Source organism: Allobosea sp. 05T439 (assembly GCF_056396005.1).
On sequence record NZ_JBFTKP010000021.1, the window covers coordinates 1 to 25,647 of the forward strand.

Sequence of the window (25,647 nt, forward strand, 5' to 3'; positions counted from 1 at the left end):
CAGGGCGAGGCCGCGTAGCCAGCCAGGCTGGACGGTGTCGGCCAATGTGGATCGCCACGCKACCGCGCGATCAGAGCGGCCGAACGATKATCTGCGCCAAAATCCAGTTGACTGAGACGGCCCCGTTACCGAAGTCCTGAGCCTAGATGGGCTGCCGCGCCAATGCGAGCAGCCCATTTATCGCCGCAAAATCCCTCAATGCGCGGATTGGCCGGCCTCTGGAATCTCGTAGCCGTCAGAGGCATAGGCGCCCAGCTTATTGCGGAGCGTTCTGATCGATATGCAAAGCATGGCGGCTGCATGGGTGCGATTGCCGCCGGTTTCCTTCAAGGTGGCGAGGATCAGATCGCGCTCGACATCTGCGACAGGTCGTCCGACGAGATGTTCGGCACCGTTCTCAGGGTCGAAAGCCTGCATGTCATCTTCCCTTTGTGAGCCCCCAGCTCCAACTCAGAAGACGATCCAAAAGGGGGCGAAAAGGGTTAATGAGAGGTAAATGACCATCGCAATCACTCAATCTTCTGCAAGGATACTGCCGTGGACCGGTCACCAATCCGGGGAAGCTGGCGGCGCCGGGGCGGCCTGGTTGCGATGAACTCCAGAGTTCATGTTCTGATCGCGCAAAAGCGCGCTTCTACATGGAAACAGTTGGCAAAATGGCGGCGGCCTGGGCCGCCGCCACATCGGGTCAGCTCTTGAGCTTGGCGTTGCACTGGCTCCAGTAGCCGCCGCCCTTCTCGATCCATTTCAGGGTGCCGTTGGCGTTGGCGGATTTGTTGGCATTGTATTGATCCGCGCAGGTCTTCAGCCGAGCCTTGCCGGGCGACTCATCCGAGTATTTCTGCGCGACGGTCTTGGGGAACACCGCCGCCTTTGCCCGCGCAGGAGCGGCGGCCGGCTTGGCTCCGGGCGTTGCCGGCGCGGCAGCTGGAGCCGGAGCTACGGGAGCATCCTGGACAGCTGCGGCCGCATCGCTCTCCGCGGCATCGTCATCACCGCACTGAGCCTTGCGGAAATCGTTCCACTTCTGGCCCTTCAGAGTATTCGCCTTCTTGGCGTCCTGATATTTCGTACTGCATTCCTTCATCGTCAGTGCCTGGGACGGTGAGGAAAAGACGGTCGCGAGCACGAATGCCGACGCGGCTGCCAGGATCACTTGTCTAGCCATGGTCTGGTCTCCCAATGCCCGGCCACTGCCGGCGTGGAGATGGCACTCTATTTTCGCGGTTCAGGCAAGCGTCGAGGGTAAGATCCTGCGACCGCGCAGCCGCAGGCCCTTTGCCTGGCGCAAGGTCGAGACCGGTTTCGCCGATATCGCCGCCGCGCTCGCAGTGCGGTGCGCCTATCCGAGCTCCAGGGTGGTCACGCCGAACAGCTCGGGCGCCAGAGGAAACGGTGTGCCCAGATACATTCGCGTCGTCTCGAAACCAGGCCGAAGGCCGGCACCGACCAGCATGTCGATGAACCGCTGCCGCGCGGCTGGAACGTCGATATGGAGATCGCCTTCGGCAGAAGAACCTAGATTCTGCACCAGCGCGGTGGCCGTCGCGTCGTCTACTGCTGTGAGCGAACCGATCTTCCAGCCCGAGCGGCACTTGCGCACCACGCCGTACCCGGTGACCGCGCCATCCGAGATTGCGACGCGCGCATGATGCGGGGGCATGAGCCAGTGCGTCAGGAAGGTTTCCCGCGTCTCCGGAAAGCTCCTGCGATCAAAGGCCATGATCTCGCGCAGGAGATCCGGGGTGACGCCGTCCACCGTCCGGCTATCAGCCAGGCCGCGCGCAAAAGTGCCTCCGAAACGGATGGTTCGGTAAGAGGGCGCAAAGCCCTTTCGCCGGTAATTCTCGAATTGCTCGTCGACCCCATCGAGCCCGATTATGCGCCCATCGAGCCGCGCCATGCCTGCGTTCCAGACGGCCTTGCCATGACCTTGGCCGCGCATGTCCGCGCGGCAGATGTAGAGGCCGATGAACCCGTAGGTCGTTCCATAGGCAACCGCCGAGATGCCGGCGACCATCTCGCCATCGACGAAGGCGCCAATGAAACCCTCAGGGTCGGTCGCACGGAATACCGCCGCGTCATTGAGACCGGGATTCCAGCCCTCCGCGGCAGCCCAGTCCATGAGTTGCTCGACTTCGAGCATCTCGAGCTTGCGAATGATGCGCTCGCTCATCTCGCTGTAAGCCTTTGCGGCGGAGGGATCCACATGGGTCAGATCTAACGCGTCGCGCTCGGCATTGCATAGATACCGCGCTCCGAGGGCGTCAGCCGGGCTGTCGTTGTTCAGGCCGGGGCGTGAGCCTTGAGATGGCGGGCGTAGCGGGTGAGCGGCAGGCAGATGACGAAATAGATCAATGCAACCAGGCCATAGACGGTGAGAGGCTCAAAGGTCGCATTAGAGATGGCATTGGAGGTTCGCATCAACTCGTCGAAACCGATGATCGAGGTCAGCGCCGTGCTTTTGACAAGCTGCACGAGATAGCCGACCACCGGCGCCCGTGTGATCGCAAAGGCCTGTGGCAAGATCACCAGCCGCATCTGATTGGGATAGTGCAGGCCGAGGCTCTTGGCAGCATCCCATTGCCCCTTTGGCAGGGCCTCGACCCCGCCGCGCCAGATTTCCGCGAGATAGGCGCTGGCGCAAAGGGTCAAGGCGACGACCGCCGCGGACCAGGGTTCAATGCGGAAGCCGATCAGCGGAAGCCCGAAGAAGACCAGGAACAGCTGCATCAGCAGGGGCGTGCCCTGGAAGAGCCCGATATAGAGATCGGCGACATGACGCAGCCAGTGACGGGATGAGACCCGCGCCAGCAGGATTGCCATCCCCACCACGCCACCGCCGATGAAAGCGACAATCGAGAGCAGGACCGTCCAGCGTGTCGCGAGCAGCAGGTTGCGCAGGATGTCCCAGAAGGTGAAGTCCATCAGGACGGCCCCCCGATCAGGAATTTCCGTCCGGAGAGGCCGAGGATGCGGCGCAACCCAATGCTCAACGCCAGATAGACCATGGTGACGACGAAATAGGTCTCGAAGGCGCGGAAGCTGCGCGCCTGCAGCATGTCCGCCTCATAGGTCAGTTCGCGCACCGAGATCTGCGACACCGCCGCGGATTCGAGCATCATGATGATGACCTGGCTCTGCAACGCCGGGAAAATCACCTTCAGCGCCTGCGGGAGGACAATCTTGACGAAGACCAGCGCGGGTCGCAGCCCAAGTGCGCGGCCGGCCTCCCTCTGACCATTGGGCACGGCATCCAGCCCCGCGGCGACGATCTCGGTGCCATAGGCCGAGAGGTTGATCGTCATCGCGAGGATTGCTGCGACGGCAGGATCAAGCCGCAAGCCAAGACTGGGCAGGCCGAAGAAGATGAAGAACAGCTGGACCAGAAACGGCGTGTTCCGGATCAGCTCGACATAGCTGCCGACCATGCCGCGCAGCCAGGGAGAGCGGCTGCGCACCGCCGCTGCCCCCAACACGCTGCAGACTGTACCGAGCACGGTCGTGACGGCGATCAACCCCACCGTCGCCATCGCGCCGCGCGCGATGGGTTCGGAGGCCTGGCTCAGCCAGTCGAAGTTGAGGCTGTAGGCCAAGCTTCAGAGATCCTTGGGATCAAGTGGCTTGCCGAGCCACTTGAGCGAGGCCTTGTTCAGCGTGCCGTCGGCGAGCAGTTTGGCGACAATCTCGTTGAGTGCCTGCTTGAGACGCGGCTCGTCCTTGTTCAGCGCGATATGGTCCGGCGACGTCATCAGCTGGAATTTCTGCTCGGGCTTCAACGTGGTCTGGCGCGAGAGCACCTGGGCGCCGACATCGTTGCCGACGACCATCAGCTGCGCCTGGCCCGAGATGAAGGCCTGGATGACGGAGTTGTAGCTGTCGAAGCGCTTGATGTCGGCGGAAGGCGGCGCAGCCTCGGTGAGCGAGGTGTCTTCCAGCGTGCCGCGGCTCACCGCGATCGACTTGCCGGCGAGGTCTGCCTTGCCTTCGACCTTTACGGCCTGCGGCCCGATGACGGCGATGTAGTAAGGGGCGTAGGCAGCGGTAAAATCGATGACCTTCTCGCGTTCGGCGCTGTGGCCGACGCTGAGCAGGATGTCGACGCGACGCTCGGTMAGATACGGAATGCGGTTCTGGCCGGTTACGTTGACCAGGTTGAGCTTCACCTTCAACGCGTTGGCTATGGTCTCGGCGATGTCGATGTCATAGCCCTTGAGGCTCATATCGGCGCTGGCCGATGAGAAGGGCGGAAAATCCGCGAAGACACCGACCTTCAGGGTGCCCGCCTTCGTGATGTCGTCGAGAGCGTCGGCACGAACCGGGGCCGTCGCAAGGCCGATGCCCKCCAGCAGGCTGAGTGCCAGCAGCGATGTCTTGATCGAGGAGGTCGTGGTCATATCGTTCATCCTTCCCTGAGAACGCTAGAGTGCGGCGGCAAGCCCGGTCGCGTTGCCGGACGGCATGGTGATGCAGGCATCGACCGGAAAGCCGATCGTCACGGCCTGACCTGGGCCGAGACCGTCGCCGACACGGTTGGCTTGCATCACGAGAATCTGCTCGCCGCCGGCCGTCTCGACCAGGATCTGGCGGGTAGAGCCGAGCAGGGCGACATTGAGGATCCGACCCTTCGCACTGTTGGCCATTCCAGCCGGATCAGCGTCGGCGGCGGTGGACAGGATGATGTTCTCGGGGCGGACACAGATGTCGATTGCGTCCGATGGGCAGTCCGGCACGGTGAGCGACAGGCCCGATCGGCTCAGGGCCCGGGCGAGGCCGGTTTCGCGCCGCGTCACCTGGGCTTCGATCCAGTTGGTGCGCCCCATAAAATCGGCGGCGAAGCGCGAGCCGGGGCGACCATAGACGTCTGACGGGGCGCCGACCTGGACGATGCGGCCCGCCTGCATCAGGAAGACGCGTTCACCCAGGCTCATCGCCTCTTCCTGGTCGTGGGTGACGACCATCGCCGTCGAATTGACGGCGGCCAGGACCTGCTTGAGTTCGGCGCGCAGGTCCTGCCGCAGCTTGGCGTCGAGCGCCGAAAGCGGTTCGTCGAGCAGGATGAGGCCTGGCCGCGTGGCCAGGGCGCGGGCGAGGGCGACGCGCTGCTGCTGGCCTCCGCTGAGCTGATGCGGCCGGCGGCTGCCGAAACCCTGCAACCTCACGAGCGCCAGCATCGCCTCGACACGATCGGGAATCTCGCGCCTGTCAGTGCCGCGGTGGCGCAGTCCGTAGGCAATGTTCTCCGCAACGGTCATGTGCGGGAACAGGGCATAATGCTGAAACAGCAGCCCGACATTGCGCTCATAGGGCTTGAGCGCAGTGACGTCGCGCCCCCCGATGCTGACCGTGCCGTGGTCGGGCCGTTCGAAGCCGGCAATGACCCGCAGGATGCTGGTCTTGCCGCAACCGCTCGGCCCGAGCAGGGCAACGGTTTCGCCGGCGGCGATCGAGAAGGAAACGTCATCGACGGCCGTAACGGCACCGAAGCGACGGCTGACTCTGTGAAATTCGACGGCGTTGCTCACGGTTTGACCCCTATGAACGAAACAGCCCCTGGCCCAACAGGCGGTCGAAACCGACGAAGCGCTCCAGAACGATGATGAGGACGGCGCTGATCGCCATCAGGAGAACGGCAGCGGCTGCGATCGTGAGATCGAAGGACGCGCGCATGTTGCTGACGAGGGCGACCGGCAAGGTGTAGGTCGACGGGTCCGTCAGGAACATGCTGACTGCAACGTCGTCCAACGATACGGCGAAGGCGAAGACTGCGCCTGTGATCATACCGCTCCGGATCAGGGGCAGGGTGATGTTCCAGAAGGCCTGGCGTTCCGTCGCGCCAAGGACCAGCGCCGCTTCTGTCAGGCGCCTGTCCCGACCGGTCAGGCTGGCGAGCACGGTGCGCACGACATAGGGCAGGGTGATCACGATGTGGCCGCAGAGCAGTCGGGTGAAGCCGTCGACGATGCCGATGCGCGACAGAAACAGCAGCAAGGCAAAGCCGATCACCACCGCCGGCACGATGAGTGGCGAAAGGAACGCGGCCATCAGCAGCGAGCGACCGTGAAAATTACTGCGATCGAGCGCGACCGCGGCGGCCGTGCCGACCAGCACATCGACCGCTGTCGTGAGGACGGCGATCTTGAGGCTGGTCGCCAGGCCGGTGGTGACGTAGTCGAGCGAAACCAGCTTCTCGAACCAGCGCATGGACAGCGCCGGCGGCGGCAACGGGCCAAGAAAGCTGCGGGCGTCGAAGGCGAGCAGGCAGGTGACCAGAAGCGGCGTCACCAGGAAGGCGAGCACCAGAACCAGCATCGCGATCATCGCGCCACCGAGGAGCCGGTCGCCAAGGCGCTTTGTGGTACCGGTCATGTGCGCGAGCCCCTACGACGCTGCACCAGCGAAACCAGAGACAGCACGAACAGCGTGATGACGAGCATCACGATCGAGACCGCGGCGCCGCTGGGATAGTTCGCGACATCGCTGAAGCGCGTGTAGATCGTGTTCGAGAGAAACAATACGCGCCCCTTTCCGAGCACCATCGGAATGACGAAGGCGCTGATCGAAAAGGTCATGGCGATCAGGAATGCCGATACCAGCCCGGGCAGGGCCAGCGGAACGGTGATGCCGAGATGCGCCTTCCAGGCCGGAGCGCCCAGCGATTGCGCCGCATCGCAGAAGCGAGGATCGATATTCTGGATCGTTCCCAGAAGGGTCAGCGTGCACATCGGCACGACCGCATGGAGTAGGCCGGCCGCGACCAGGGTTTCAGTGTACCAGCGGCTTGTCGGCGAAATCCCGAGCGCCAGAAGCAGTGGGCGCGCAACCCCGACCGAGCCGAAGGCCAGTTCCAGCGCGTAGGTGCGCACCAGCATGCTGAGCAGGACCAGCATCACCAGAAAGCCGATGCAGGCGGCGCGCTTGCGCGGCGAAAACCGCCGCACGATGCAATAGGCCAGTGGAAACGCCGCCAGCAGTCCAACAAACGATGCCGCTGCGCTCAGCTTGAAGGTTTCGTAGAGAACGCCGGCGAATGACGGCGTCACGAGCTCGCGATAATTCTCCAACGTCAGAGGCGCATCGACGGCCGAGCCGACCCGGCCCGGCACATATTGCTTGAGGCTTTCCAGCACGAGCCCGAACAGGGGGAGTGCAAAGATGACGAACAGCAGCAGCAAGCCCGGTGCGAGCAAGAAGAGCGTCGTGCGGGGCGGCGCAGGGATCGCGAGCGGCGCGTATTGGGCTGGGATAGCGGTCATGACACTCACAGCAGTGGCGCGATGTCGGACTCCCAACGCTTGGCCCAGGCATCCTGCTGGCCGAGCACGACCTTGTAGTCCGGCACATGCACGAAACTCTCGAACTCCTTCGGCGTGAAGGAGAGATGAGCCAGCTCCGGCGGGATGGCTGCCTTGCTGTTAAGCGGCGCTTCGCCAGCCACTTTTGCGTAAAGCGTGCTCATTTCGGGGCTGATCGCAAAATTGATGAAATCGCAGGTCGCCTTGCGGTTCGACCGATTCTTCATGACGGCAAAGCCGCTCTGGTAGAGGAAGGTCGCCATGCCGGCCTGTTTGGTAAGGCGGGTGATCTTGAAGTTCTTGGCGACGGCAGCCCAGCTCGGTTCGGCGAAGAAGCCGACTGAGGTCTCGCCGGAGGTGAAAGAGTTGGTGAAATCGACGTCGGTCACGGCAATGCGGCCGATATTGCCGGACTTCGCCAGGTCCTTCATCAGCTTCCAGCCCGGCTCCATATTGGACTCGTTGCCGCCGCCCTGCAGGGCCAGGGCGACGATCTGCAGCATCATGCTCTGGGTCGGTCCGGGCCAGCAGATCGCGCCCTTKAGGCGCTTGTCGAAGAGATCGTCCACCTTGCTGATGGCGAAGGGGGCAGTGTCGGTCCGGTAGCCGAAATACATGCCGCCGATGGCGCGAGGCACCGCTTTCACATTGCCTTTGGCGTCCCTCATCATGATCTTTTCCGGGATATCGGCCAGATTGGGGACGTCGGCCGCCGTGATGGTCTCGACCCAGTCCTCGGTGATCATGCTGTTGAAGGAGCCCTCCCAGCCGGCGATGTAGTCGTAGTCGACCCTGGGCCAACCCGCCTTGATCTTGGGGAGGATCGCTCCGGCTCCGCCCTGATGCAGGACCCAGTTGAACTGGGCGGCGGTTTGCCTGGCGGCGACCTGCTTCATCGCCTCGACGACGTCGCCGCCCCATTCGACAGCCGTGAGGCCGCTCGCAGTCTGGGCCCCGGCCACATGGGGCCAGGCGAGCCCTGCGGCGCCGCTCGCGCCTATCAGGGACAAAAGATGTCGGCGTGTCATCGTCATGGTGTCAGGTCCTTCGCGCCAGAGGGTCGAGGGGCCACAGGCTGTGCCGATCGTGCGGGACGATCAGGCTCCCGAGCCGTTCAGAGGCACGATTGCACTCGCAAGCAGGGCGCGGCGGTACGGCGAAAATGCTTGTCCGGCTATAAGCGGGCGTGAATGCCGGAACCGATTCAGGGGCGGCGCAGGTCGCTCTGCTGTGCGATGAAGTCCGAGAGGTAGCGCGCTTCGCCTGGCGCGCCGGTCCGGGAATAGAGCCCGATGCTGACCTCGACCGGCTCAGGCAGCCCGGCGGCATGGTCGAGCACCCGGCAATCCTCCGGGATCGTCGCCGCGATCATCGGGCCGATGCCGATGCCGACGCGCACGGCGGTCGCCATGGCAACCAGCGTCGAGGCTTCGCAGACGATCTTCCACTGCAGGTCATGCCCCGACAGCGCGGCCAGCGCAGGTGTGCGCCACGGGCAGGATTCCTCGAACATGATGATCGGCAAGGGCGAACTTGTCGAGATCACCATGTCCGAGCGCACGACCCAGAGCAGCCGGTCCGACCAGACCAGGGTTGGCTTGCGGTTGAGCCGTGTCGTGTCACAGACTGCGATGTCGAGCTTCTCGTTCTCGAACATAGCGGCAAGGCGCTTGTTGGGCTCGACGATGATATCGATGTCGACCTTGGGGTTCTGGTCGCGAAAGGCTTTCAGGATTTCAATCAGGCGCGTCGCGGCGAAATCCTCGACGACCCCGAGCCGGACCCGCCCTTCGATCATCTTGCCGTTGAGGCGTTTTCCGATCTCGCTGTTGAGCCTCAGGATTTCGCGGGCATAGGGCGTGAGCAGGACTCCATTATTGGTCAGCTCAAGCCCCTTCGACGAGCGCTCGAACAGGTCGCTGCCCAGCAGTTCTTCAAGCTTGCGAATCTGCATGCTGACCGCCGCCTGTGTGCGGTTCAGCGACAAGGCGGCACCATTGACCGTTCCGACTTCAGCGACGGTCAGGAAGGCGCGCAGCAGATAAGGGTCCAGTTCCAGCATCGCACCCGCACCATATCATCGAAGCTGGTTCTACGCAGCCATACCGGCTGGCCTGCAGCCGCCTGACCCGAGCGTCGTCCGCCCGCCGCCGGGAGGAGGCAAAGGGGGCGCTATTCAGTTTCGCTTATAGGGCCGCGTGCCTTTTCGCCGTTCCGGCAGCCTCGTTCTTTTGCCAGCCTTCCGGGCTTCCGCATCATTCCCTGCAGGTTGCCATGCCCTTCGACAATGCCGCCCTCGACCGCTTGCGCCAGCGCTACGCTTCGGCCGGCGGTGGCGAGATGTACGATCCTCATTTCAAGGCCGTCGCGGACACTATTTTTCAGGGCGCGGACCGGCGCAAATGGCCGTTTGCCGATCCGGCAACTTTCCTCGACGCTCCCTTTCTGGCGGACGGGCTCTCGGCTGAAAAACTGGCCGGGCTCGACGTAGCATTGATCGGCGTGCCGATGGATCTGGGCGTGACCAACCGTGCCGGCGCCCGGCTTGGGCCCCGCGCTGTCCGCGCCGTCGAGCGCATCGGACCGTATGAGCATGTGCTGCGCGTTGCGCCGCTCGGCAGATTACGCGTCGCCGATGTCGGAGATATCGCGCTCAGCAGTCGCTACAGTCTGGCTGATTGCCATGCAGACATCGAAGCCTGCTATCGCATGATCGGCGAAACCGCGACGATTCCGCTCTCGGTTGGCGGCGATCATTCGATCACCGGCTCGATCCTGAAGGGACTGGGCGCCAAGCGCCCGGTCGGCATGATCCACATCGACGCGCATTGCGACACCGCCGGGCCCTATGAAGGCTCGAAATTCCATCACGGTGGCCCGTTCCGGGAGGCGGTCCTGGCCGGCGTGCTCGATCCCACACGGACGATCCAGATCGGTATTCGGGGCGGCGGCGAATATCTCTGGGAGTTCTCCTTCGATTCCGGAATGACCGTGATCCATGCCGAGGAGGTCGGGACCATGGGGCTGCAGGCGGTAATCGAGAAGGCCAAGGCCGTCGTCGGTTCCGGACCCGTCTATGTCTCCTTCGACGTCGACAGCCTGGACCCGGGCTTCGCCCCTGGTACTGGCACCCCCGAAGTTGGAGGGCTCTTGCCGCGCGAAGTGCTGGAGATCCTGCGTGGCGTCGCAGGCGTCGACATCATCGGCGGCGATGTCGTCGAAGTCGCTCCACAATACGATCCAACCACCAATACCGCGCAAGTGGCGGCGCAGGTTCTGTTCCAGTTGCTCTGCCTCGTGGCCTGCAAGAAGTGATCCTGCCCGAGCGGGATCCCAGCACAGATCAATTCTCCGGCTGTCGCCTTCCGCCTTTCAGCGATCCCGGACCCTTGGTTCAGCTTGCCTGATCTGTCCGGGACCGATGTCCGAGCGCCCCGTGAGGAAGGGATGGCTTCACGGGGCGCCTGATGCGTCCGGCACGGAAACGGTGGCGGCGATTGCCGCTGTACCCGCAAGGCCGTCACCGCCAGCGACCCGGCGATAATCTATGGCTGTTGCGTCCGTAGCAGCGCCCGCAATGCCAGGGCGTTCAGGGAAGGTCGAGGCACCATCGGTGACATTGCATTTATAGTCGTTAATATGCATCATGAGGTATGATTCCAAACCCATCCTCGATTTCCAGGACAAGCCGCCTTGCCGGCCGTGACTATGTAGTTGCGGACTTGCAGGCGACGCTGGGGACCGACCTCCTGCGCCTGCCGCATGTCCTGCGCATTCTCGCCGAGAACGTCGTTCGCCAGCCCATGGGAGCGGACGAGCGCAATGCCGCATTGCAGGGCATTCGCGGCTGGCTCGCGGGCGGACGCTCGGATGGCGAGATCGCCTTTCAGCCAGGTCGTGTTCTCATGCATGACACGACATGCACGCCTGCGCTGGTCGATGTCGCCGCCATGCGCGACTCGATCGCCGAAGGCGGCGGTGATCCCAAGCGGCTCAGCCCGGTCCTGTCGCTCGACGTCTCGGTCGACCATTCGCTGGGCGTCGATCTTTCGGCGTCGCCGGACGCGATGCGCGTCAATCTCGAACGGGAATACAAGCGAAACGGCGAGCGCTATCGCTTTCTCAAATGGTCCACGCTGGCCCTTGACGGCGTCCGGGTGCATCCGCCCGGCACCGGCATCATGCACACGATCAATCTGGAGCAACTCGCGACGGTCGTGACCACCCAAACCGTCGACGGTCGGGTCTGGGCCGTCCCGGACACACTGATCGGCACCGATAGCCACACTCCGATGATCAATGGCATCGGTGTCCTCGGCTGGGGCGTTGGCGGGCTCGAGGCCGAGAGCGTGATGTTCGGCATGCCGGTGATGATGCGCATCCCCGAGGTGATCGGCGTGCGCCTGATCAACCGCCTGCGTGAAGGCGTCAGTGCCACGGATCTTGCGCTGACCGTGACGCAACGGCTGCGTGCGCAGGGCGTCGCCGGCGCATTCGTCGAGTTCTTCGGGCCAGGAGCCGCGACGCTGTCGGGAGGTGAGCGCGCTGTCATCGCCAATATGGCGCCGGAATTCGGTGCCTCGACCGGATATTTTCCGATCGATGAAGCGACGCTGGCCTATCTCGCTCAGACGGGGCGCAAACCCGATCATATCGCGTTCGTCTCTGATTACGCTCGGTCTCAGGCGCTGTGGTTCGACCCGCAGGCGCAACCACGCTTTACTGAGATCGTCGAGATCGATCTGGCGGCGATCTCGATCAGCCTCGCCGGCCCCCGACGGCCGCAGGATCTGGTCGCGCCGGATGAGGTGGTTCCCGCGCTCGAGGCGATGCCGCAGGCGAAGACGCCCGCGCCCGCGGCCGGATTGCCACGCTTTCCCGTCGCGATTGCCGCGATCACAAGCTGCACCAATACGTCAGATCCGCGGTTGCTGGTGGCCGCTGGCCTGGTGGCGCGCAAGGCACGCCAGCTCGGCCTCACCCCCCCCGCCTGGGTCAAGACATCACTCGCCCCCGGTTCACCCTCGGCCGAGCGCTATCTTCGGCGTGCCGGCCTGCTCGAGGATCTCGAAGCGCTTGGCTTCGGAATCGTTGGTTATGGCTGCACAACCTGCATCGGGAATTCCGGCCCACTTCGTCCTGCAATGGATGAAGCCGCGCGCGCGGGCACGGTCCTTCCTGTTGCTGTCCTGTCCGGCAACCGCAACTTTCCCGGCCGCGTCCATGGCCAGATCGATGCCGGCTTCCTGGCCTCTCCAGCGCTGGTCGTCGCCTATGCGCTGGCGGGAGATGCCGATCGCGACATCACCAAGGGCACTCTCGCGACCACGGCCGACGGAACCCCTGTCGACCTGGCAGCACTCTGGCCGAGCGGGGCCGAGATCGATTCCGCCTTTGCGCGAGCGCTTGATCCCGTCGATTTCGCTGAAGCCTTTGCGCAGGCCTCTGCGAGCAGGAGCTGGAAGGAACTCGATGCTCCGGCGAGTGCGGGTTTCCCCTGGGATCCGTCATCGACCTATCTGCGCCCGCCACCCTTTGCCCGCGCAGATCAGCCAGCCCGGCTCGGCCATTACAGCGCCCACCCCCTGATTGTGCTCGGTGACGACATCACGACCGATCATATTTCGCCCGCAGGCCAGATCCCGTCCGAGAGCGAGGCCGCGCAATGGCTGATCGCACAGGGCGAAGATGCCCAGGACCTCAACGTCTATGCCTCGCGGCGCGGCAATTGGGAGGTCATGCTGCGTGGCCTCTTTACCAATCGCACGGTGGTCAACCGTCTCGCGCCGCGCATCGCGCCCGGCTCGACCATCCATGTTCCGAGTGGCGAGACCCTGCCGCTCTGGCGGGTGGCCGAGCGCTATCGCCAGTCAGGAAAGGCGATGGTCGTCGTCGCGGGTGAGCGGTACGGCACCGGTTCATCGCGCGACTGGGCGGCCAAGGGTCTCGGCCTGCTCGGTGTCGCGGCCGTTCTGGCCGAGAGTTTCGAGCGCATCCACCGGTCCAACCTGATCGGGATGGGCATTCTGCCGCTGTCGCTCGCGGCCGGGGAGGGCGTGGAAGCGCTGGCGCTTGCGCCAGGCGACATGATCGAGATCGAAGCCATGCCGCACGCCATCCTTCCGCGCTGCAAGGTTCCGGCAAGGCTCCATCGCAAGGCCGGGCGTACCCAACCACTCTTCCTGCGCGCCGCAGTCGAGACCGCGCTCGAATGCGCGACGCTGCGCGCCGGCGGCATCATTCCGTTGATCCTCGGGCGCCACCTGACGGCACCCGCCACGTCCTTCACCGTCAGCGGCGAAGAGTTGCCCGGCCAAGCGCGGGCGTAACCGGCGCAAACGCGCCCAATCCAACACGATCGGGGAGGATCGAGATGACCATCGGCAGAATTTTCGCAGCGGGCCTGCTTGCCGCGATGGCGATGACGCCAGAACTGGCGACGGCCCAGACGCCGCCGCAGGAACTCAAGATCATCGCACCCGCCGGGCCAGGCGGTGGTTGGGATGGCGCCGCCCGCTCGATCCAGCAGGTGCTGACCGAAACGAAGGCGGTCCGCGGCGTCCAGGTCACGAATGTCACCGGGGCCGGCGGCACGATCGGGCTTGCCCAGTTCATCAACGGTGCCAAGGGCGATCCGAACCAGCTCCTGGTCAACGGCATCACCATGGTCGGGGCGATCCTGACCAACAAGTCGCCGGTCACGCTGGACCAGGTGACGCCGCTTGCGCGTCTCACCGGCGATCCGCTGGTCATCGTCGTTCCCGAGACCTCTCCACACAAGACGATGAAGGACTTCCTCGCCGCGATCACAGCCGACGTCGCCCGGGTGACCTGGGCCGGCGGATCGGCGGGAGGCGCCGACCATATCCTTGCTGCGCTCGTGACGAAGGTGGCCGGCGCTGATGCCGGCAAGGTCAACTATGTCGCATTCTCCGGTGGCGGGGAGGCGCTCGCGGCCATGCTCGGAGGCCGTGTCACGGCCGGCGTTTCCGGCTATGGCGAATTCGAGGGCCAGATCAAGGCCGGCAAGCTGCGCGCGCTGGCCATTTCCTCGGGCAAGCGGCTTGACGGCGTCGATGTGCCGACGCTGAAGGAGCTCGGCTACGATGTCGAGGTGGTCAACTGGCGGGCGGTCATGGCCGCGCCGGGCATCAGCGCCGAACAGAGGGCTCAGTTGACCAAGCTCTTCGATACGATGGTTGCGAGCGGCGAGTGGAAAGCGCTGCTGAAGGCGCGCGGCTGGGACGACTATTATCTTGCGGGGGAGGCGTTCGCAGCCTTCCTCAGGGAAGAGCAGATTCGGGTCGGCGACATCCTGCGCACGATTGGTCTGGTGAAATAGGCACCTTGCCTGCGAGCCGTGTCATCACCTAGAGCCACTGTCGGCGCGCTCGCGCCGGCAGGGCTGGGACGATGGCAGGCAGTGGGAGACGAGACCTGGCGATCCCGCTCGCAGCTCGGATTCTCGATCAGATCCGAGAGGGGCATCTGGGTGCCGGGACACATCTACGCTCACAGGATATCGCGACGCGTTTCGGCGTGTCGCGCTTTCCCGTCGGTCAGGCCTTGCAACTGCTTGCCGACAAGGGCGTCCTGAGCCACGAGCACAATCGCGGCTATTTCGTCGCTCAGGGGACGCCTCCCTCCGGCGAAGCCCTTGGCCTCGCCGAGCCGGACGGCGTGACGAAGGCCTATTTCCGCATCGCCGATGACCATCTGCGCGGCCGGTTGTCCGAACACGTCACCGAGTCCGATCTCAGGGACAGCTACGGACTGACCCGTGCCGAACTCAATGCAGTCCTGACGCGGATCAGCCAGGAGGGCTGGGCCGAGCGCCGCGCCGGCTATGGCTGGAGCTTCACGCCGGTTCTCACCACCCCGGAGAGCCTCGAGCAGACCTACCGTCTGCGGCTGGCGCTGGAGCCTGCCGCCTTGCTCGAACCCGGCTATCATCTTGCGCCCGAGAGCATTGCTGCTTGCAGGGCTGCCGAGCGGAGGCTCCTCGACGGGGCGATCGAGACAGACAGCGCGGACGCGCTCCACGAACGCGGTGTCCGCTTCCACGAGACGATCGTCGCCGGCTCCGGAAATCCGTTCTTTCTGGAGACGATCCGACGGATCAACCGCATCCGCCGGCTGCTGTCCTATCGTTCGATGCTCGACCGCAAACGCTATCGGAGGCAATGCGAAGAGCATCTCGCCATTCTCGATAGCCTGGCCGCCGGCCGCCAGGAGGAGGCGGCCGAGAGGCTGCGGCAGCATCTCGGCCATACGATCGAGAACCTATCCAGCATCCGGCCGCTCCTCGCCCCCTAGCAGGCTCCCAGGCGCAGAGGCGCAGCGTCCCGAAGGGGGCGCAAGCAGACTCAACGCTCGGCGACTACCTGTTCGAGCAGCGCCATGGCGGCAGCGCCATCGGCCGCGTTCGGTGCGGTCGTCGGCTCGCCGCGTGCCGCTCGAACGAAGTCGCCGAGAAGCGCGTGATAGCCCTTGTGGTCCTCGTTGGCGGCGGCCGTCAGATTCGGCTCCCAGACCAAKGTGTCTTCGCCATCGATCAGGCTGGCCTCGGCCCGTGAGACCTTGAAGGGGGGCGCTCTGAAATAGCGCACTTCATGGACATTGCGGACCTCGACGCGGGTATGGTCGCCCATCACCTGCCACCATTCCATCGGCGTTCCGCGCGACTGATGCGTGCCCAAGACCAGGGTGCCGATGCCGCCATTGGCAAAGCGGAAATCGACATGGAGCAGCAGCTTGCCCGGCGCCAGTTCGTGCCGCCTCGCGCTCACGCTCGCGACTTCGCCCATCAGGTGCGGCACGAGGTCGAAATAATGCACGCAATGATGCAGGTAAAAGCCGGAATAATCCGGATCCCCGGCGAAATAGGTCGGCGCGGTCATGTACTCGCCGAGAAAACTCGCCGTTGCGCCGAACTCCGTCGCGCGGATGACGTTGGCGGCAATGCGGTTGGCCGTCGAATAGCGCTTCATGAAGCCGAGCACGACCGGCACCTTGCGGCTCGCAGCGGCTTCGGCCAGTTCGGCCGCTTGTCGCGCCGTCGGCGCCGGCGGCTTCTCGATGAAGAGCGGCAAGCCGCGCGCGATCGCTGCCAATCCAATCTCGTGATGCAGGGCAGGACCGACCGCGAGACCGACCGCGTCGAGATCGCCACGGGACAAGAAGCTGCGCCAGTCGCGCAGGCGACCAGTTTCGGGGACGCCGTAGCGCCGGGCGGTCGTATTCAGCCGCGCCTCATCCGTGTCGCAGAGCGCAGTGATCTCGACATCATGCCGCGTCAGCTGCGGCAGCAGCATCTCGTTGGCATGGACGCCGCAGCCGATCCAGCCGACCCGAAGCGCGCCTGTCCTTGAACCGGTCATGCCGTCCTCCCGGCGAATGCGAGTGCAGCCTTCAGGAAGGCGATGCTGGCGGCCAGCGGTTCGTCCTCGTTCTCCGTGGGCGCACGCCACTGGGCCAGGGGAGTGCCGGCTCGCTCGTCGCGGCGTCGGAACGGTTCGAGCACGATCGGCCCGCGATAGGCGACGTCGCGGAGTGCACGGGCGATCGCCGGCCAGTCGATATGGCCGGAGCCGACGAAGCCGCGATTGTTCTCGTTGGCCTGGAAATGCAGGAGTTTCGATCCTGCCTGCCGGATGGCATCGGTCAGATCGAACTCCTCCATGTTCATGTGGAAGGTATCGAGCATCACGCCGACGGTGGGATTGTTCACGCGCTCGACGATTTCGAGCGCGTGACGGGTCGTGTTGCAGATATCGGTCTCGAAGCGGTTGAGCGGCTCGACGCCGAACTGGATGCCGGCGTCGGCGGCGCGCTTCCCAGCCTGCGAGAGGCCGACGACGATCGCATCGATGCGGCGCTTGCGCTCTTCGTCGTCGACGGGGGAGGGAGCTCGGCCTGCGAAGACGAGAGGGGCGCCATAGAGCGGCCCCCCGACGATGGCTGCGCCGAGGGCTGCGGCCACATCGACGCATGTTTCGAGATAGGTGACGCCCGCGTGGTGGGCGCCGGCATCGGCGCTGGCGAGGTCGCGGTTGAGGTTGACCCGGGCAGCGAGCACGCAGGAGAGGCCGGCATCGGCGATGGCGGCGCGGGTCTCGCCCAGATCGAGTTCACCCGGCTCCGGTACCAGCAACTCGACGACATCGGCTCCGGCCCGTTTCATCCGCGGGAAGCAGCCGAAATGCTCGCGCGTGAACGGCCGCGCATAGAACATCGAGATGACCCCGATCGGATTTGTCGTCATGATTTCACCGCACCGGCTGTGAGCCCGCCCACGAGCCGCCTTTGCACCAGAAGGAAGAGGAAGGTGACCGGCAGCGCGATCAGCGTGCCGCCGGCCGTGAGAAGGCCCCACTGGATGGTGAACTCGCCGATGAAGAGCTGGAGCGCGACCGTGACGGTGCGCACCGCCTGGCCCGAGAGCATCATCGCGAAGAGGTATTCGTTCCAGGAGGTGATGAAGATGTAGATGCCGGCCGTGACGACGCCGGGCATCAACAGGGGCAGGATGATGAGGCGGATGGTCTGCAGGCGGCTGGCGCCGTCGATCATCGCCGCTTCGTCGAGATCCTTGGGGATCGCATTGAAATAGCTCGTCAGCATCCAGATCGCGAAGGGAATCGAGAAGGTCGAATGACCGAGAATGACGCCGAGATAGGTGTCGATCAGCCCGAGCCGGCGCATCATCAGGAAGAGCGGGATGATGAGCAGCACGACCGGGAACATGTTGATGACGAGGAAGCCGGTCAGAAGGCCCCTGCGTCCGGAGAAGCGGAAGCGCGAGAAGGCATAGGCCGCGGGGATGCTGACGCCGAGGCCAAGTACGCTGGCGCCGACTGCAATGATCAGGCTGTTGCCCAGGCTGCCGGCAAAGCTCGTGCGGGCGATCAGATCGCGGTAATGCTCGAGTGTCGCCTCTCGTGGCCAGTAGTGGAGCGGCCAGGCGGAAAGCTCCGCCTGCGGCTTCAGCGAGGTCAGGATCATCCAGACATAGGGGCCGAGCGCGAACAGGACGATGAGGAGGACGGGAAGCTCCACCTCCAGAATCCGCCGGATTCGGGTGCGTCGTTCGATCATGTCTCGATGCCCCGGGCCGCCCGCCTGACATAGAGATAGACCACACCCAGCAGCATCGCCGTGAGGATCAATGCCAGCGCCGCGCCATAGCCGAATTCCATGCTGCTCGACGCGCGCAGGAAGGCGTAGAGCGGCAGGGTATGGGTGGCGTAGCCTGGTCCGCCGCCGGTCATGACCAGGATGACGTCGAGCGAATTCGCCACCCAGATCGTGCGCAGCAGAAGTGCGGTTGCGATGACATCGGCGATCGAGGGCAGGGTGACGTAGAAGAGCTGCTGTCGGGCGGTGGCGCCGTCGATCTCGGCTGCCTCATAGAGTTCGGCCGGCACTGTCTGCAGGCCGGCCAGAATGGTGACGGCGAAGAAGGGGAAGCCCTGCCAGATCAGCGCCAGCATGATGGCGTAGAGTGCGGTATCGGGCCGGGCCAGCCAGGCGATCGGCGCTGCGATCAGGCCGAGCCGCATCGCGATGTCGTTGATGACGCCGAGATTGAAGTCGTACATCCAGGTCCACATCAACCCGATGATGACGCTTGGCAGCGCCCAGGGAATGATGACGAGCGCGCGCGCCAGTCCGCGCCACCAGAAGCTCTGGTTGAGCAGCAGGGCGGCCGCGAGCCCGAGCAGGAATTGCAGTCCGACAACGCCAGTGATCCAGATGAAGGATTGGCCCAGCGAGATCCAGAAAACCTCGTCTCGCGCGATCCTGGAGAAATTGCCCAGTCCGACGAAGCGGGCGTTGTCGGGATCGTAGAGCAGGTAGTCCTGCAGGCTGAGCCAGGCCGTCTGCGCGACGGGAATCAGGACGACGCCCGCCGTGACCAGGATCGCCGGCAGCAGGAACCAGAAGGGCGTCAGGCTGCGGCCGAGAGGCTGCCTGTGCGCGAGGGTGAGCGACGTCACGTTTCAAACCTGTCGAAGCGAGGGCTGGAGGCGGCAGCCGGATGCCCGTCTGCCGCCAATCCCGTCAGCCGTGAAAATGCTGCTCGATCGCACGCATCATCTCGTCAGGCTGGATCTGGCCGAGCAGCGCCCTTTGCATGTTGGCCGGCCAGATCCGGGCGATGAAATCCGGTGTCTTGGGCGAATCCGGCAACGAGGCCGCAAACGGCAGCGAGGCCGCGCTCGCATCGACGAAGCGCTTGGGATGCAGCGTCCAGTCCTTCGCCGCCGACGTCGCGATCGGCAACTGCCCGGTGAACTTGTTCAGCACGACGTTGTTCTCGGCCGTGGAGAGGAAGGCGCACCATTTGAAGGCCGCCTCCCTGGCCTTGCTGGCAGCGAAGACGGCGTTGGACTCGTCGCCGAAATAGGTCCAGCCCTTGCCGTCCGGGCCTCGCGGGACCKGCACAGCCGAAACCTTGTCGCCGAGCACGCCGACGATCTCGTTGGCCGAGCCGACATGATGGATGGTCATGGCGGTCCGGCCAGCCTTGAAGGTATCGACGATCTGCCGGAAGCTGTCGGTCGGTGCCGAGGCCGGCACCACCTTGTCCTTGACGGTGAGATCCACGAACCAGCGGTTGGCTGCGAGCGCCTTGTCGCTGACCATTCCGCCCTTCTCGAAACTGGCGCCGCCGCCGAGCACGAACGGCCCCCAGTGGTCGAAGCCACCAGCGCCGCCACGCAAGCCGAAGCCCGAGACATCGCCCTTCGTGAGAGCCTTGGCCGCCGCACGGAATTCATCGAAGGTTGCCGGCGGTTTCAGCCCCGCCTGCTCGAACAGGTCCTGCCGATAATAGAGATAGAGCACGACATATTGCAGAGGCAGGTAATATTGCTTGCCGTCGGCGCCCMTGTTGATCTTCCAGATGTTGTCCGCAATGTCGCTGCGCCCGGCCCAGCCGGCGATCAGGTCATCGATCGGGGAGAGCGCCTTCATCTGCTGGAAGCGCGCAGCCCAGGACAACCGCACCATCGCGCAGTCGGGTCCGTTGCCGGCGACGAGGGCGGCGAAGAGCCGGGTCTGGTAGTCGTTACCACCGCCCCACGGGATGCTCTCGGCCTGGACCTTGATGCCGGGATTCGCTGCCTCGAACTTGGCGATGAGTTCAGCCGGCGAATGCTGCGGGTTGTCGAAATGGTACCACCAGCGCACCGTTGTGGTGGCTTGGGCGATGGCGGGGCGGGCGAGGGGGCTGGCGAGAGCGCCGGCGCCCGCTAATTTGATGAAAGTCCTGCGTTCCATGGTTGGCTTCCTCCGGTTTTTTTATCGTTGAGGTGGTTGGCAATGTGGCGGCCGCCAGCGGTGATCATGTCGGCAGCGGCAGCGAGTTCCCTGCTCATGCGCAGGCAGCCATGCACGACGCCGGGAACGTGATCGAAACGGAAGGGCACGCCGGCCTCGCCCAGGCGCTGGGCCAGCCGGATGGTGTCGTCGCGCAGCGGATCGAGCCCCGCGGCGGAGAGATAGAGCGGCGGCAGGCCGGCAAGCGCAGCCCGGCCAGGCGCCGCGAGACTCAGCGTCTCGTCCGGCTCGGCACCGAGGAAATTGTTCCAGTACCAGCGCATGTTCGCGCTGGTGAGCAGGTAGTCGCCGCCACCGAAGGCCGCATGGCTCGCCGTCGAGAAGTCGGGTTCGTAGCAGCCGTAGAACAGCGCGGCAGCCGATAGCGGCGGCAAGCCCTCATCGCGCCGGCGCAGCAGTGCTGCCAGCGCCAGATTGGCGCCGGCGGAATCGCCCGCGATCGCGATCCGCTCCGCCGGTATGGGCGTGCCCAGGCCGCCACGCTCGACGAAGGCGACGCTGGCCAGGAGATCGTCGAGCGGCGCCGGGAACGGGTGTTCCGGAGCGAGCCTGTAATCGACGCCCAGCACGGCGCAGCCCCCTGCCACCGCGAGATTGCGCATCGTTCCGTCATGGGTCTCGATCGAACCGAAGGTCCAGCCGCCGCCATGCGCATAGACGATGACGGACTCTGCCTGCGCGCCTTCAGGTCGGTAAAGCCGCGCACGCATCGCGCCGGCATCCGTGGGAATGACCAGATCGCTCGCCGGGATGGCCGGAGCGCCATCGCTCCACGGCAATGTTGCGGCATCGACCGTTGCACGTGCTTCGGCAATGGGTGCGGAGCGGAAATCGAAGGCGGGGCCGGCGCGGAGCAGTTCCAGAAGCACCTGCATCTGCGGATCGATCCAGGTCGTCATTCGCGGGCTCTTCATTAGGCAGTTCCGTCACGCAGGACGATCGTGTCGATATGCTCCGCCATGGCCGATGACAGGCCTTCCCCATCGCGGGCCTCGAGCAAGGCGAGCAGCAAGCGGTGGCGTGTCGCGGTCTCGGTCAGCGGGCGGCGATGCCCCGGTGCCCAGAGCTTCGAGCGGTGCGAATGCAGGGTGCAGCGGGTCAGGATCTGCTCGAGCGCGTCCAGTCCCGACAGGCGGAAGATCGTCAGGTGGAAAGCCATGTCGAGGATGATCAGGGCATATTCGTCGCCGGCTGCGGCGACGGCATCCATGTCGGCCTGTATGGCGTATAGCCGCTCCAGGCTGTCGCGCTCGACATGATGCACCGCCCGCAAGGCGCCACGGATCTCGACCCGGCGGCGCAGAGCCAGAATTTCCTCCGCCTCCTCCGGATCAAGCCTGGTCACCATCGTGCCGCGATGCCCGGAGCGGGTCACGAGCCCGTCCTCCTGCAGGCGCAGGAGCGCCTCGCGGATCGTGCCCTGGCTGCAACCATGCTCGCGCGCCATGCCGAGCTCGGTGAGAGCGCTCTCGGGACGCAACTCATTCAGCATGATCTGCCGCTTCAGTGACTCGTAGACGACGTCACGGGGCCTTCGAATCTGGTTCGGAATAAGCACATTCATCAATATCGATAATGATATCGATATTCGACATGTCAAGTCAGTTTGCGAGGGCTTGCTCGGACCTCGATCCCACGGCGCACTGTTGCAGCGGCGGTCAGGGGATGTATCGGCCTCGACGAAAACGACTCAGACCAGCGCTGGACAGCCGCAGGTAGTCCAATCGTCGGTGGCGGTGGACAAAGCGGCGCGTCCAGGCGCTCATTCTCGACGCTTGCCAATAATGAATTCCGCCTGCTTCGGCGCCAGCATTGCTAGCGGATACTCAAACTCAGAGGGCTGACTTGGGAGAACCAAGCGCGAGATGCCCAGAGACAGAAAGGGCGAGCAGCAGGGAGGATATGTGTTGCGAATGCTTGAGAATTCCATCGTGTAGCCGATCCAAGATCTCCCGCACGGGCATAAGATGAACGCTCATCCCCTCTTCGCTGGCGTCCAGTTTCCGGCTCCCCGTCAACTCTGCCCCCATAGCAAGATAGACGTGGACCCTGTTCGGTTGGGTGGCTGGGTTGGCGAAGAGCGAAGAAACGAGGCGCAACTCCGTCGCGCGATAGCCGGTCTCCTCCTCGAGTTCACGTGCAGCTGATCGCCCCGGGTCGAGATCACCTTCGTCCATCGTCCCTCCTGGCAGCTCCAGGAAAGTATCCGCCGCGCCGTGCCTGTACTGGCGGACCAAAACAATCTCGTCGCAGGGCGTGATCGCGACCGTTTGAACCCAATCGGGATAAGTAAGTACGTAGTAGGGCGAGACCCTGTGCCCTGTCGGCGTCAGGCACTCATCCGCCCTGACGTCAATCCAGCGATCTTTCAGCAATGTCCTGGAAGAGAGGGTACGCCATTTCATGTCCATAGTTTTAGCTATACCCAGCACGCCATGGCGCGCCAAGGCGGCGGTGTCGCCCGCAGTGACCCTCAATGCGATCGTCACATTAGAATCGAGGCGGCGAGAGCTAGCCGCTCAATCGCGGCCTCAACACCGCGCCGACATCTTGTCCGGAACCACCCGCGTGCCTGGCAGCGGGATCTGAACCTGATACGGGCGTGATCTCGCCATTGCCTGAGTGAATGGACCTGCAGAGCCCACGGCAGCGGCAAATCGACACCACCATATGCTTGGCCCCCGCCGAGGCGGAACGAAATGCGGTCAATCCGCTTTATCTATCTGATATAGTGGAGTTTTTGGTGAGCGGGGAGGGGATCGAACCCTCGACCACATGATTAAAAGTCACGTGCTCTACCACTGAGCTACCCGCCCTCACAGGGCGCTGACATACGGACGCCCCGCCCGCCGGTCAACATCGTTCGCACACTCCCGTCATTGTTCGATGGCTTTGAGATGTGGCAGAAGCGCTCCGGAGGATCCGCATGACCGATTTGCCCACCCTGTCCGAGATCAAGGCCGCCAAGGCTCTTGTGGACACTGTCTTCCCGGGAACGCCGCAATATGCCTGGCCGCTGCTGCAGCAGCGTCACGGCTTCGAAATCGTGGTGAAGCACGAAAATCACACGCCGATCGGGGCTTTCAAGCTGCGCGGCGGCATCGTCTATCTCGACCGACTGAAGCGCGAGCGCCCGCATGTGAAGGGCGTCGTCTCGGCGACACGCGGCAATCACGGCCAGAGCATCGCGATGGCGGCAAGCGGAGTCGGGCTGCCTTCGGTGATCGTCGTGCCGCTCGGCAATGCTGTGGAAAAGAACGCCGCCATGAAGGCGCTCGGAGCCGAGCTGATCGAAACCGGCCGGGATTTCGACGAGGCCCGGGCCGCGGCTCAGCAAATCGCCCGCGAGCGCAGCTATGAGATGGTGCCGTCCTTCCATCGCGATCTCGTCTGCGGTGTCGCAACCTATGCGCTCGAGCTTTTCACTGCGCGGCCGAATCTGACGCGCGTCTATGTCGGGATCGGACTTGGCTCCGGCATCTGCGGCCTGATTGCCGCGCGCGATGCGCTCGGCCTCAAGACCGAGATCATCGGCGTCGTCTCGGAGATCGCCGATTCCTACGCCCGCTCGGTCGAGGCGAAACAGGTGGTCGCGGTCGAGGATGCTCCGAGCTTTGCTGACGGCATTGCGGTCCGGGTGCCCGATGCCGGTGCGCTCACGATCATCCTGAAGGGCGCGGCGCGGATCGTGCGCGTCAGCGAAGATGCGATCGCCGAGGCGATCCGGAGCTATTATCTCGACACCCATAATCTCGCGGAAGGGGCCGGGGCTGCGCCGCTGGCGGCAGCAGCAGCCGAGTTCGAACTCAACCAGGGCGCCTCGGTTGGCGTCGTCCTTGGGGGCGGCAATATCGACATGCCGGTCTTCCGCAAGGTTCTTGCCKGGGAAACCCCTCGCATTGGCTAGTTCGAAAGCTGCCGACGCAGCGGGTTGGAAGTGCTGGTCGCTGGCATTTCTCAGCGCGGCGCTCGCCCTGGTCCTGCTTGTCTTCGGCTTCATCGCGGTGATGGATCCGTTCGGTTCGCGCCTTGCCACCGGACAGGCGGCGCGCCCGCTGATGGATCTCAACCAGCGCTACATGTACCCGCAGCTCGTCCGCTCGGGCGCGTTCGATTCTGCCATCTTCGGGACATCGACGATGCGGCTGCTCGACCCTGCGGTCCTGTCGCAAGGCCTCGATGTCCGCATGGCCAATCTCGCCATGAACGCTGCCACCCCTTGGGAGCAGGTCCAGATGGCGGAGTTGTTCGCGCGCAAAACGGCTACGCCCAAGGCTGTAATCTGGGGCATCGACACGACATGGTGCGATCCCGATGCGACCGAACCAGGTAAACGCCTGACGCCGCGCCCATTTCCGCCCTGGCTCTATGACGACGCCCGCTGGAATGACTGGCCGAAGCTGATCAACCTGACCACGCTGGAAATCGCGGGCCGCCTTCTGGCGCATAGGCTCGGATATCTGCCTGAGCGGATCCGCCGCGACGGCTACGAAGTGTTCACGCCACCAGAACAGACGTATGATCTGGCGCGGGCTCGCTCTCACTTGTTCCACGACTTTGGCGGCGTTGCTCCAGACCTGGCTCCGATCGTGCCGGCGACGAAGGTGGACGCGACGGAACGGGAAAGCTGGCGCTTTCCCGCGCTGGGCTGGCTCGACACGGCCCTGGCAGCACTTCCGGGGCAGACGAAAAAGCTGATCGTTCTTCCGCCGGCTCATCTCACGGCACTGCCGCGTGAGGGCTCGGCAGGCTGGCAGCGCTACGCCGCCTGCAAGGAGGCGCTCCGAACCCTCGCCGCGCGGCGCGGCGCCGTCATCGCCGATTTCGCTCATCGCTCGATGGTCACGCAGCAGGATAGCAATTACTGGGATCCGCTGCATTTCCGGCTGCCGATCGCGCGGCGTGTCGAGGCTGACCTGACAGCGATCGCGCGCGACGCCCAGGTGAGTTMGGACGGCTTCGTGCAGGTCTCCCGGCCCTGATCGTTAACCCGGCATAAACCACGCAA

24 protein-coding genes, 1 tRNA gene and 1 pseudogene are annotated in these 25,647 nt (G+C 64.4%); 6 read left to right on the forward strand and 20 right to left on the reverse strand.

Going from position 1 to position 25,647, the window contains the following annotated elements; translation table 11 throughout:
* Positions 1–195 precede the first annotated feature (195 nt).
* The 11 genes and pseudogenes from AC1DIO_RS22060 to AC1DIO_RS22110 form a co-directional block, all read right to left on the reverse strand.
* Positions 196–384 (reverse strand): annotated as a pseudogene (locus tag AC1DIO_RS22060) (helix-turn-helix domain-containing protein); the annotation flags it as partial.
* A gap of 304 nt (positions 385–688) precedes the next feature.
* The gene (locus AC1DIO_RS22065; RefSeq protein WP_441508758.1) at positions 689–1,168 is read right to left on the reverse strand and encodes a hypothetical protein; all 480 of its coding nucleotides are present in this window, start codon (positions 1,166–1,168) and stop codon (positions 689–691) included.
* 174 nt (positions 1,169–1,342) lie between these two features.
* On the reverse strand, positions 1,343–2,176 hold the full coding sequence (locus AC1DIO_RS22070; protein ID WP_476776555.1) for a GNAT family N-acetyltransferase: 834 nt from the start codon (positions 2,174–2,176) through the stop codon (positions 1,343–1,345).
* Positions 2,177–2,286: 110 nt separating this feature from the next.
* Entirely contained in the window at positions 2,287–2,931 is a 645-nt protein-coding gene (locus AC1DIO_RS22075) for an amino acid ABC transporter permease (protein ID WP_441508760.1), read from the reverse strand.
* Positions 2,928–3,596: an amino acid ABC transporter permease gene (locus AC1DIO_RS22080; RefSeq protein WP_441508756.1), complete on the reverse strand. Its 669-nt coding sequence runs from the start codon at positions 3,594–3,596 to the stop codon at positions 2,928–2,930. The genes AC1DIO_RS22075 and AC1DIO_RS22080 overlap by 4 nt, the downstream gene beginning before the upstream one ends.
* Before the next feature lie 3 nt (positions 3,597–3,599).
* Complete coding sequence (locus AC1DIO_RS22085; RefSeq protein ID WP_476854080.1) at positions 3,600–4,397, reverse strand: transporter substrate-binding domain-containing protein; 798 nt, start codon at positions 4,395–4,397, stop codon at positions 3,600–3,602.
* Positions 4,398–4,421: 24 nt separating this feature from the next.
* Positions 4,422–5,525, reverse strand: a complete 1,104-nt coding sequence (locus AC1DIO_RS22090) for an ABC transporter ATP-binding protein (RefSeq protein ID WP_441479061.1) — start codon at positions 5,523–5,525, stop codon at positions 4,422–4,424.
* 10 nt (positions 5,526–5,535) lie between these two features.
* Positions 5,536–6,369, reverse strand: coding sequence for an ABC transporter permease (locus tag AC1DIO_RS22095; protein WP_441508754.1), 834 nt, complete (start codon positions 6,367–6,369; stop codon positions 5,536–5,538).
* A complete protein-coding gene (locus tag AC1DIO_RS22100) occupies positions 6,366–7,256 on the reverse strand; it encodes an ABC transporter permease (RefSeq protein WP_441508753.1) in 891 nt (296 codons plus the stop codon). The genes AC1DIO_RS22095 and AC1DIO_RS22100 overlap by 4 nt, the downstream gene beginning before the upstream one ends.
* Before the next feature lie 5 nt (positions 7,257–7,261).
* Positions 7,262–8,329: an ABC transporter substrate-binding protein gene (locus AC1DIO_RS22105; RefSeq protein ID WP_441508752.1), complete on the reverse strand. Its 1,068-nt coding sequence runs from the start codon at positions 8,327–8,329 to the stop codon at positions 7,262–7,264.
* A 170-nt stretch (positions 8,330–8,499) separates the two neighbouring features.
* A complete protein-coding gene (locus tag AC1DIO_RS22110; protein WP_441491675.1) occupies positions 8,500–9,357 on the reverse strand; it encodes a LysR substrate-binding domain-containing protein in 858 nt (285 codons plus the stop codon).
* Between the two features lie 212 nt (positions 9,358–9,569).
* Between AC1DIO_RS22110 and speB the strand changes: the two genes are divergently transcribed.
* The 4 genes from speB (at position 9,570) to AC1DIO_RS22130 (ending at position 15,611) form a co-directional block, all read left to right on the forward strand.
* Entirely contained in the window at positions 9,570–10,610 is a 1,041-nt protein-coding gene (gene speB, locus AC1DIO_RS22115; RefSeq protein WP_441491674.1) for an agmatinase, read from the forward strand.
* A 338-nt stretch (positions 10,611–10,948) separates the two neighbouring features.
* Positions 10,949–13,624 carry an aconitate hydratase AcnA gene (gene acnA / locus AC1DIO_RS22120; RefSeq protein ID WP_441508751.1) on the forward strand — a complete coding sequence of 892 codons (2,676 nt, stop codon included), beginning with the start codon at positions 10,949–10,951 and terminating at the stop codon, positions 13,622–13,624.
* Between the two features lie 44 nt (positions 13,625–13,668).
* Positions 13,669–14,637 (forward strand): Bug family tripartite tricarboxylate transporter substrate binding protein, encoded by a 969-nt coding sequence (locus AC1DIO_RS22125; protein ID WP_441508750.1) that lies wholly within the window; start codon positions 13,669–13,671, stop codon positions 14,635–14,637.
* Between the two features lie 71 nt (positions 14,638–14,708).
* Complete coding sequence (locus AC1DIO_RS22130) at positions 14,709–15,611, forward strand: GntR family transcriptional regulator (protein WP_476770146.1); 903 nt, start codon at positions 14,709–14,711, stop codon at positions 15,609–15,611.
* Positions 15,612–15,661: 50 nt separating this feature from the next.
* Here AC1DIO_RS22130 and AC1DIO_RS22135 read toward each other — a convergent pair whose 3' ends face one another.
* From AC1DIO_RS22135 to AC1DIO_RS22175, 9 genes are all read right to left on the reverse strand, one after another.
* Entirely contained in the window at positions 15,662–16,675 is a 1,014-nt protein-coding gene (locus tag AC1DIO_RS22135; protein ID WP_441508748.1) for a Gfo/Idh/MocA family protein, read from the reverse strand.
* Positions 16,672–17,559, reverse strand: coding sequence for a sugar phosphate isomerase/epimerase family protein (locus AC1DIO_RS22140; RefSeq protein WP_476854081.1), 888 nt, complete (start codon positions 17,557–17,559; stop codon positions 16,672–16,674). Before AC1DIO_RS22140 ends, AC1DIO_RS22135 begins: the two co-directional genes overlap by 4 nt.
* Positions 17,556–18,392 (reverse strand): carbohydrate ABC transporter permease, encoded by an 837-nt coding sequence (locus AC1DIO_RS22145; protein WP_441508746.1) that lies wholly within the window; start codon positions 18,390–18,392, stop codon positions 17,556–17,558. Before AC1DIO_RS22145 ends, AC1DIO_RS22140 begins: the two co-directional genes overlap by 4 nt.
* Positions 18,389–19,294: a carbohydrate ABC transporter permease gene (locus tag AC1DIO_RS22150; RefSeq protein ID WP_441508745.1), complete on the reverse strand. Its 906-nt coding sequence runs from the start codon at positions 19,292–19,294 to the stop codon at positions 18,389–18,391. The genes AC1DIO_RS22145 and AC1DIO_RS22150 overlap by 4 nt, the downstream gene beginning before the upstream one ends.
* Before the next feature lie 64 nt (positions 19,295–19,358).
* Positions 19,359–20,579, reverse strand: a complete 1,221-nt coding sequence (locus tag AC1DIO_RS22155; RefSeq protein ID WP_476854082.1) for an ABC transporter substrate-binding protein — start codon at positions 20,577–20,579, stop codon at positions 19,359–19,361.
* The gene (locus AC1DIO_RS22160; RefSeq protein ID WP_441508743.1) at positions 20,552–21,538 is read right to left on the reverse strand and encodes an alpha/beta hydrolase; all 987 of its coding nucleotides are present in this window, start codon (positions 21,536–21,538) and stop codon (positions 20,552–20,554) included. The genes AC1DIO_RS22155 and AC1DIO_RS22160 overlap by 28 nt, the downstream gene beginning before the upstream one ends.
* Before the next feature lie 14 nt (positions 21,539–21,552).
* Positions 21,553–22,203 (reverse strand): GntR family transcriptional regulator, encoded by a 651-nt coding sequence (locus AC1DIO_RS22165; protein WP_441508742.1) that lies wholly within the window; start codon positions 22,201–22,203, stop codon positions 21,553–21,555.
* 268 nt (positions 22,204–22,471) lie between these two features.
* The gene (locus tag AC1DIO_RS22170) at positions 22,472–23,128 is read right to left on the reverse strand and encodes an NUDIX hydrolase (protein ID WP_441508741.1); all 657 of its coding nucleotides are present in this window, start codon (positions 23,126–23,128) and stop codon (positions 22,472–22,474) included.
* Positions 23,129–23,380: 252 nt separating this feature from the next.
* Positions 23,381–23,455: transfer RNA gene (locus AC1DIO_RS22175), tRNA-Lys, on the reverse strand.
* 110 nt (positions 23,456–23,565) lie between these two features.
* Here AC1DIO_RS22175 and AC1DIO_RS22180 point away from each other — a divergent pair.
* Together AC1DIO_RS22180 and AC1DIO_RS22185 are read left to right on the forward strand one after the other, a co-directional pair.
* Positions 23,566–24,546, forward strand: coding sequence for a threonine dehydratase (locus AC1DIO_RS22180; RefSeq protein WP_476854083.1), 981 nt, complete (start codon positions 23,566–23,568; stop codon positions 24,544–24,546).
* The gene (locus tag AC1DIO_RS22185; RefSeq protein ID WP_476854084.1) at positions 24,539–25,621 is read left to right on the forward strand and encodes a hypothetical protein; all 1,083 of its coding nucleotides are present in this window, start codon (positions 24,539–24,541) and stop codon (positions 25,619–25,621) included. Before AC1DIO_RS22180 ends, AC1DIO_RS22185 begins: the two co-directional genes overlap by 8 nt.
* Positions 25,622–25,647: the final 26 nt, after the last annotated feature.

Excerpts from the sequence above, each read along its gene's own strand:
- AC1DIO_RS22065 (WP_441508758.1), bottom strand. The coding sequence starts at position 1,168 with ATGGCTAGACAAGTGATCCTGGCAGCCGCGTCGGCATTCGTGCTCGCG.
- AC1DIO_RS22070 (WP_476776555.1), bottom strand. The coding sequence starts at position 2,176 with ATGAGCGAGCGCATCATTCGCAAGCTCGAGATGCTCGAAGTCGAGCAA.
- AC1DIO_RS22095 (WP_441508754.1), bottom strand. The coding sequence starts at position 6,369 with ATGACCGGTACCACAAAGCGCCTTGGCGACCGGCTCCTCGGTGGCGCG.
- AC1DIO_RS22100 (WP_441508753.1), bottom strand. The coding sequence starts at position 7,256 with ATGACCGCTATCCCAGCCCAATACGCGCCGCTCGCGATCCCTGCGCCG.
- AC1DIO_RS22110 (WP_441491675.1), bottom strand. The coding sequence starts at position 9,357 with ATGCTGGAACTGGACCCTTATCTGCTGCGCGCCTTCCTGACCGTCGCT.
- speB (WP_441491674.1), top strand. The coding sequence starts at position 9,570 with ATGCCCTTCGACAATGCCGCCCTCGACCGCTTGCGCCAGCGCTACGCT.
- acnA (WP_441508751.1), top strand. The coding sequence starts at position 10,949 with ATGATTCCAAACCCATCCTCGATTTCCAGGACAAGCCGCCTTGCCGGC.
- AC1DIO_RS22125 (WP_441508750.1), top strand. The coding sequence starts at position 13,669 with ATGACCATCGGCAGAATTTTCGCAGCGGGCCTGCTTGCCGCGATGGCG.
- AC1DIO_RS22130 (WP_476770146.1), top strand. The coding sequence starts at position 14,709 with ATGGCAGGCAGTGGGAGACGAGACCTGGCGATCCCGCTCGCAGCTCGG.
- AC1DIO_RS22140 (WP_476854081.1), bottom strand. The coding sequence starts at position 17,559 with ATGACGACAAATCCGATCGGGGTCATCTCGATGTTCTATGCGCGGCCG.
- AC1DIO_RS22145 (WP_441508746.1), bottom strand. The coding sequence starts at position 18,392 with ATGATCGAACGACGCACCCGAATCCGGCGGATTCTGGAGGTGGAGCTT.
- AC1DIO_RS22160 (WP_441508743.1), bottom strand. The coding sequence starts at position 21,538 with ATGACGACCTGGATCGATCCGCAGATGCAGGTGCTTCTGGAACTGCTC.
- AC1DIO_RS22165 (WP_441508742.1), bottom strand. The coding sequence starts at position 22,203 with ATGAATGTGCTTATTCCGAACCAGATTCGAAGGCCCCGTGACGTCGTC.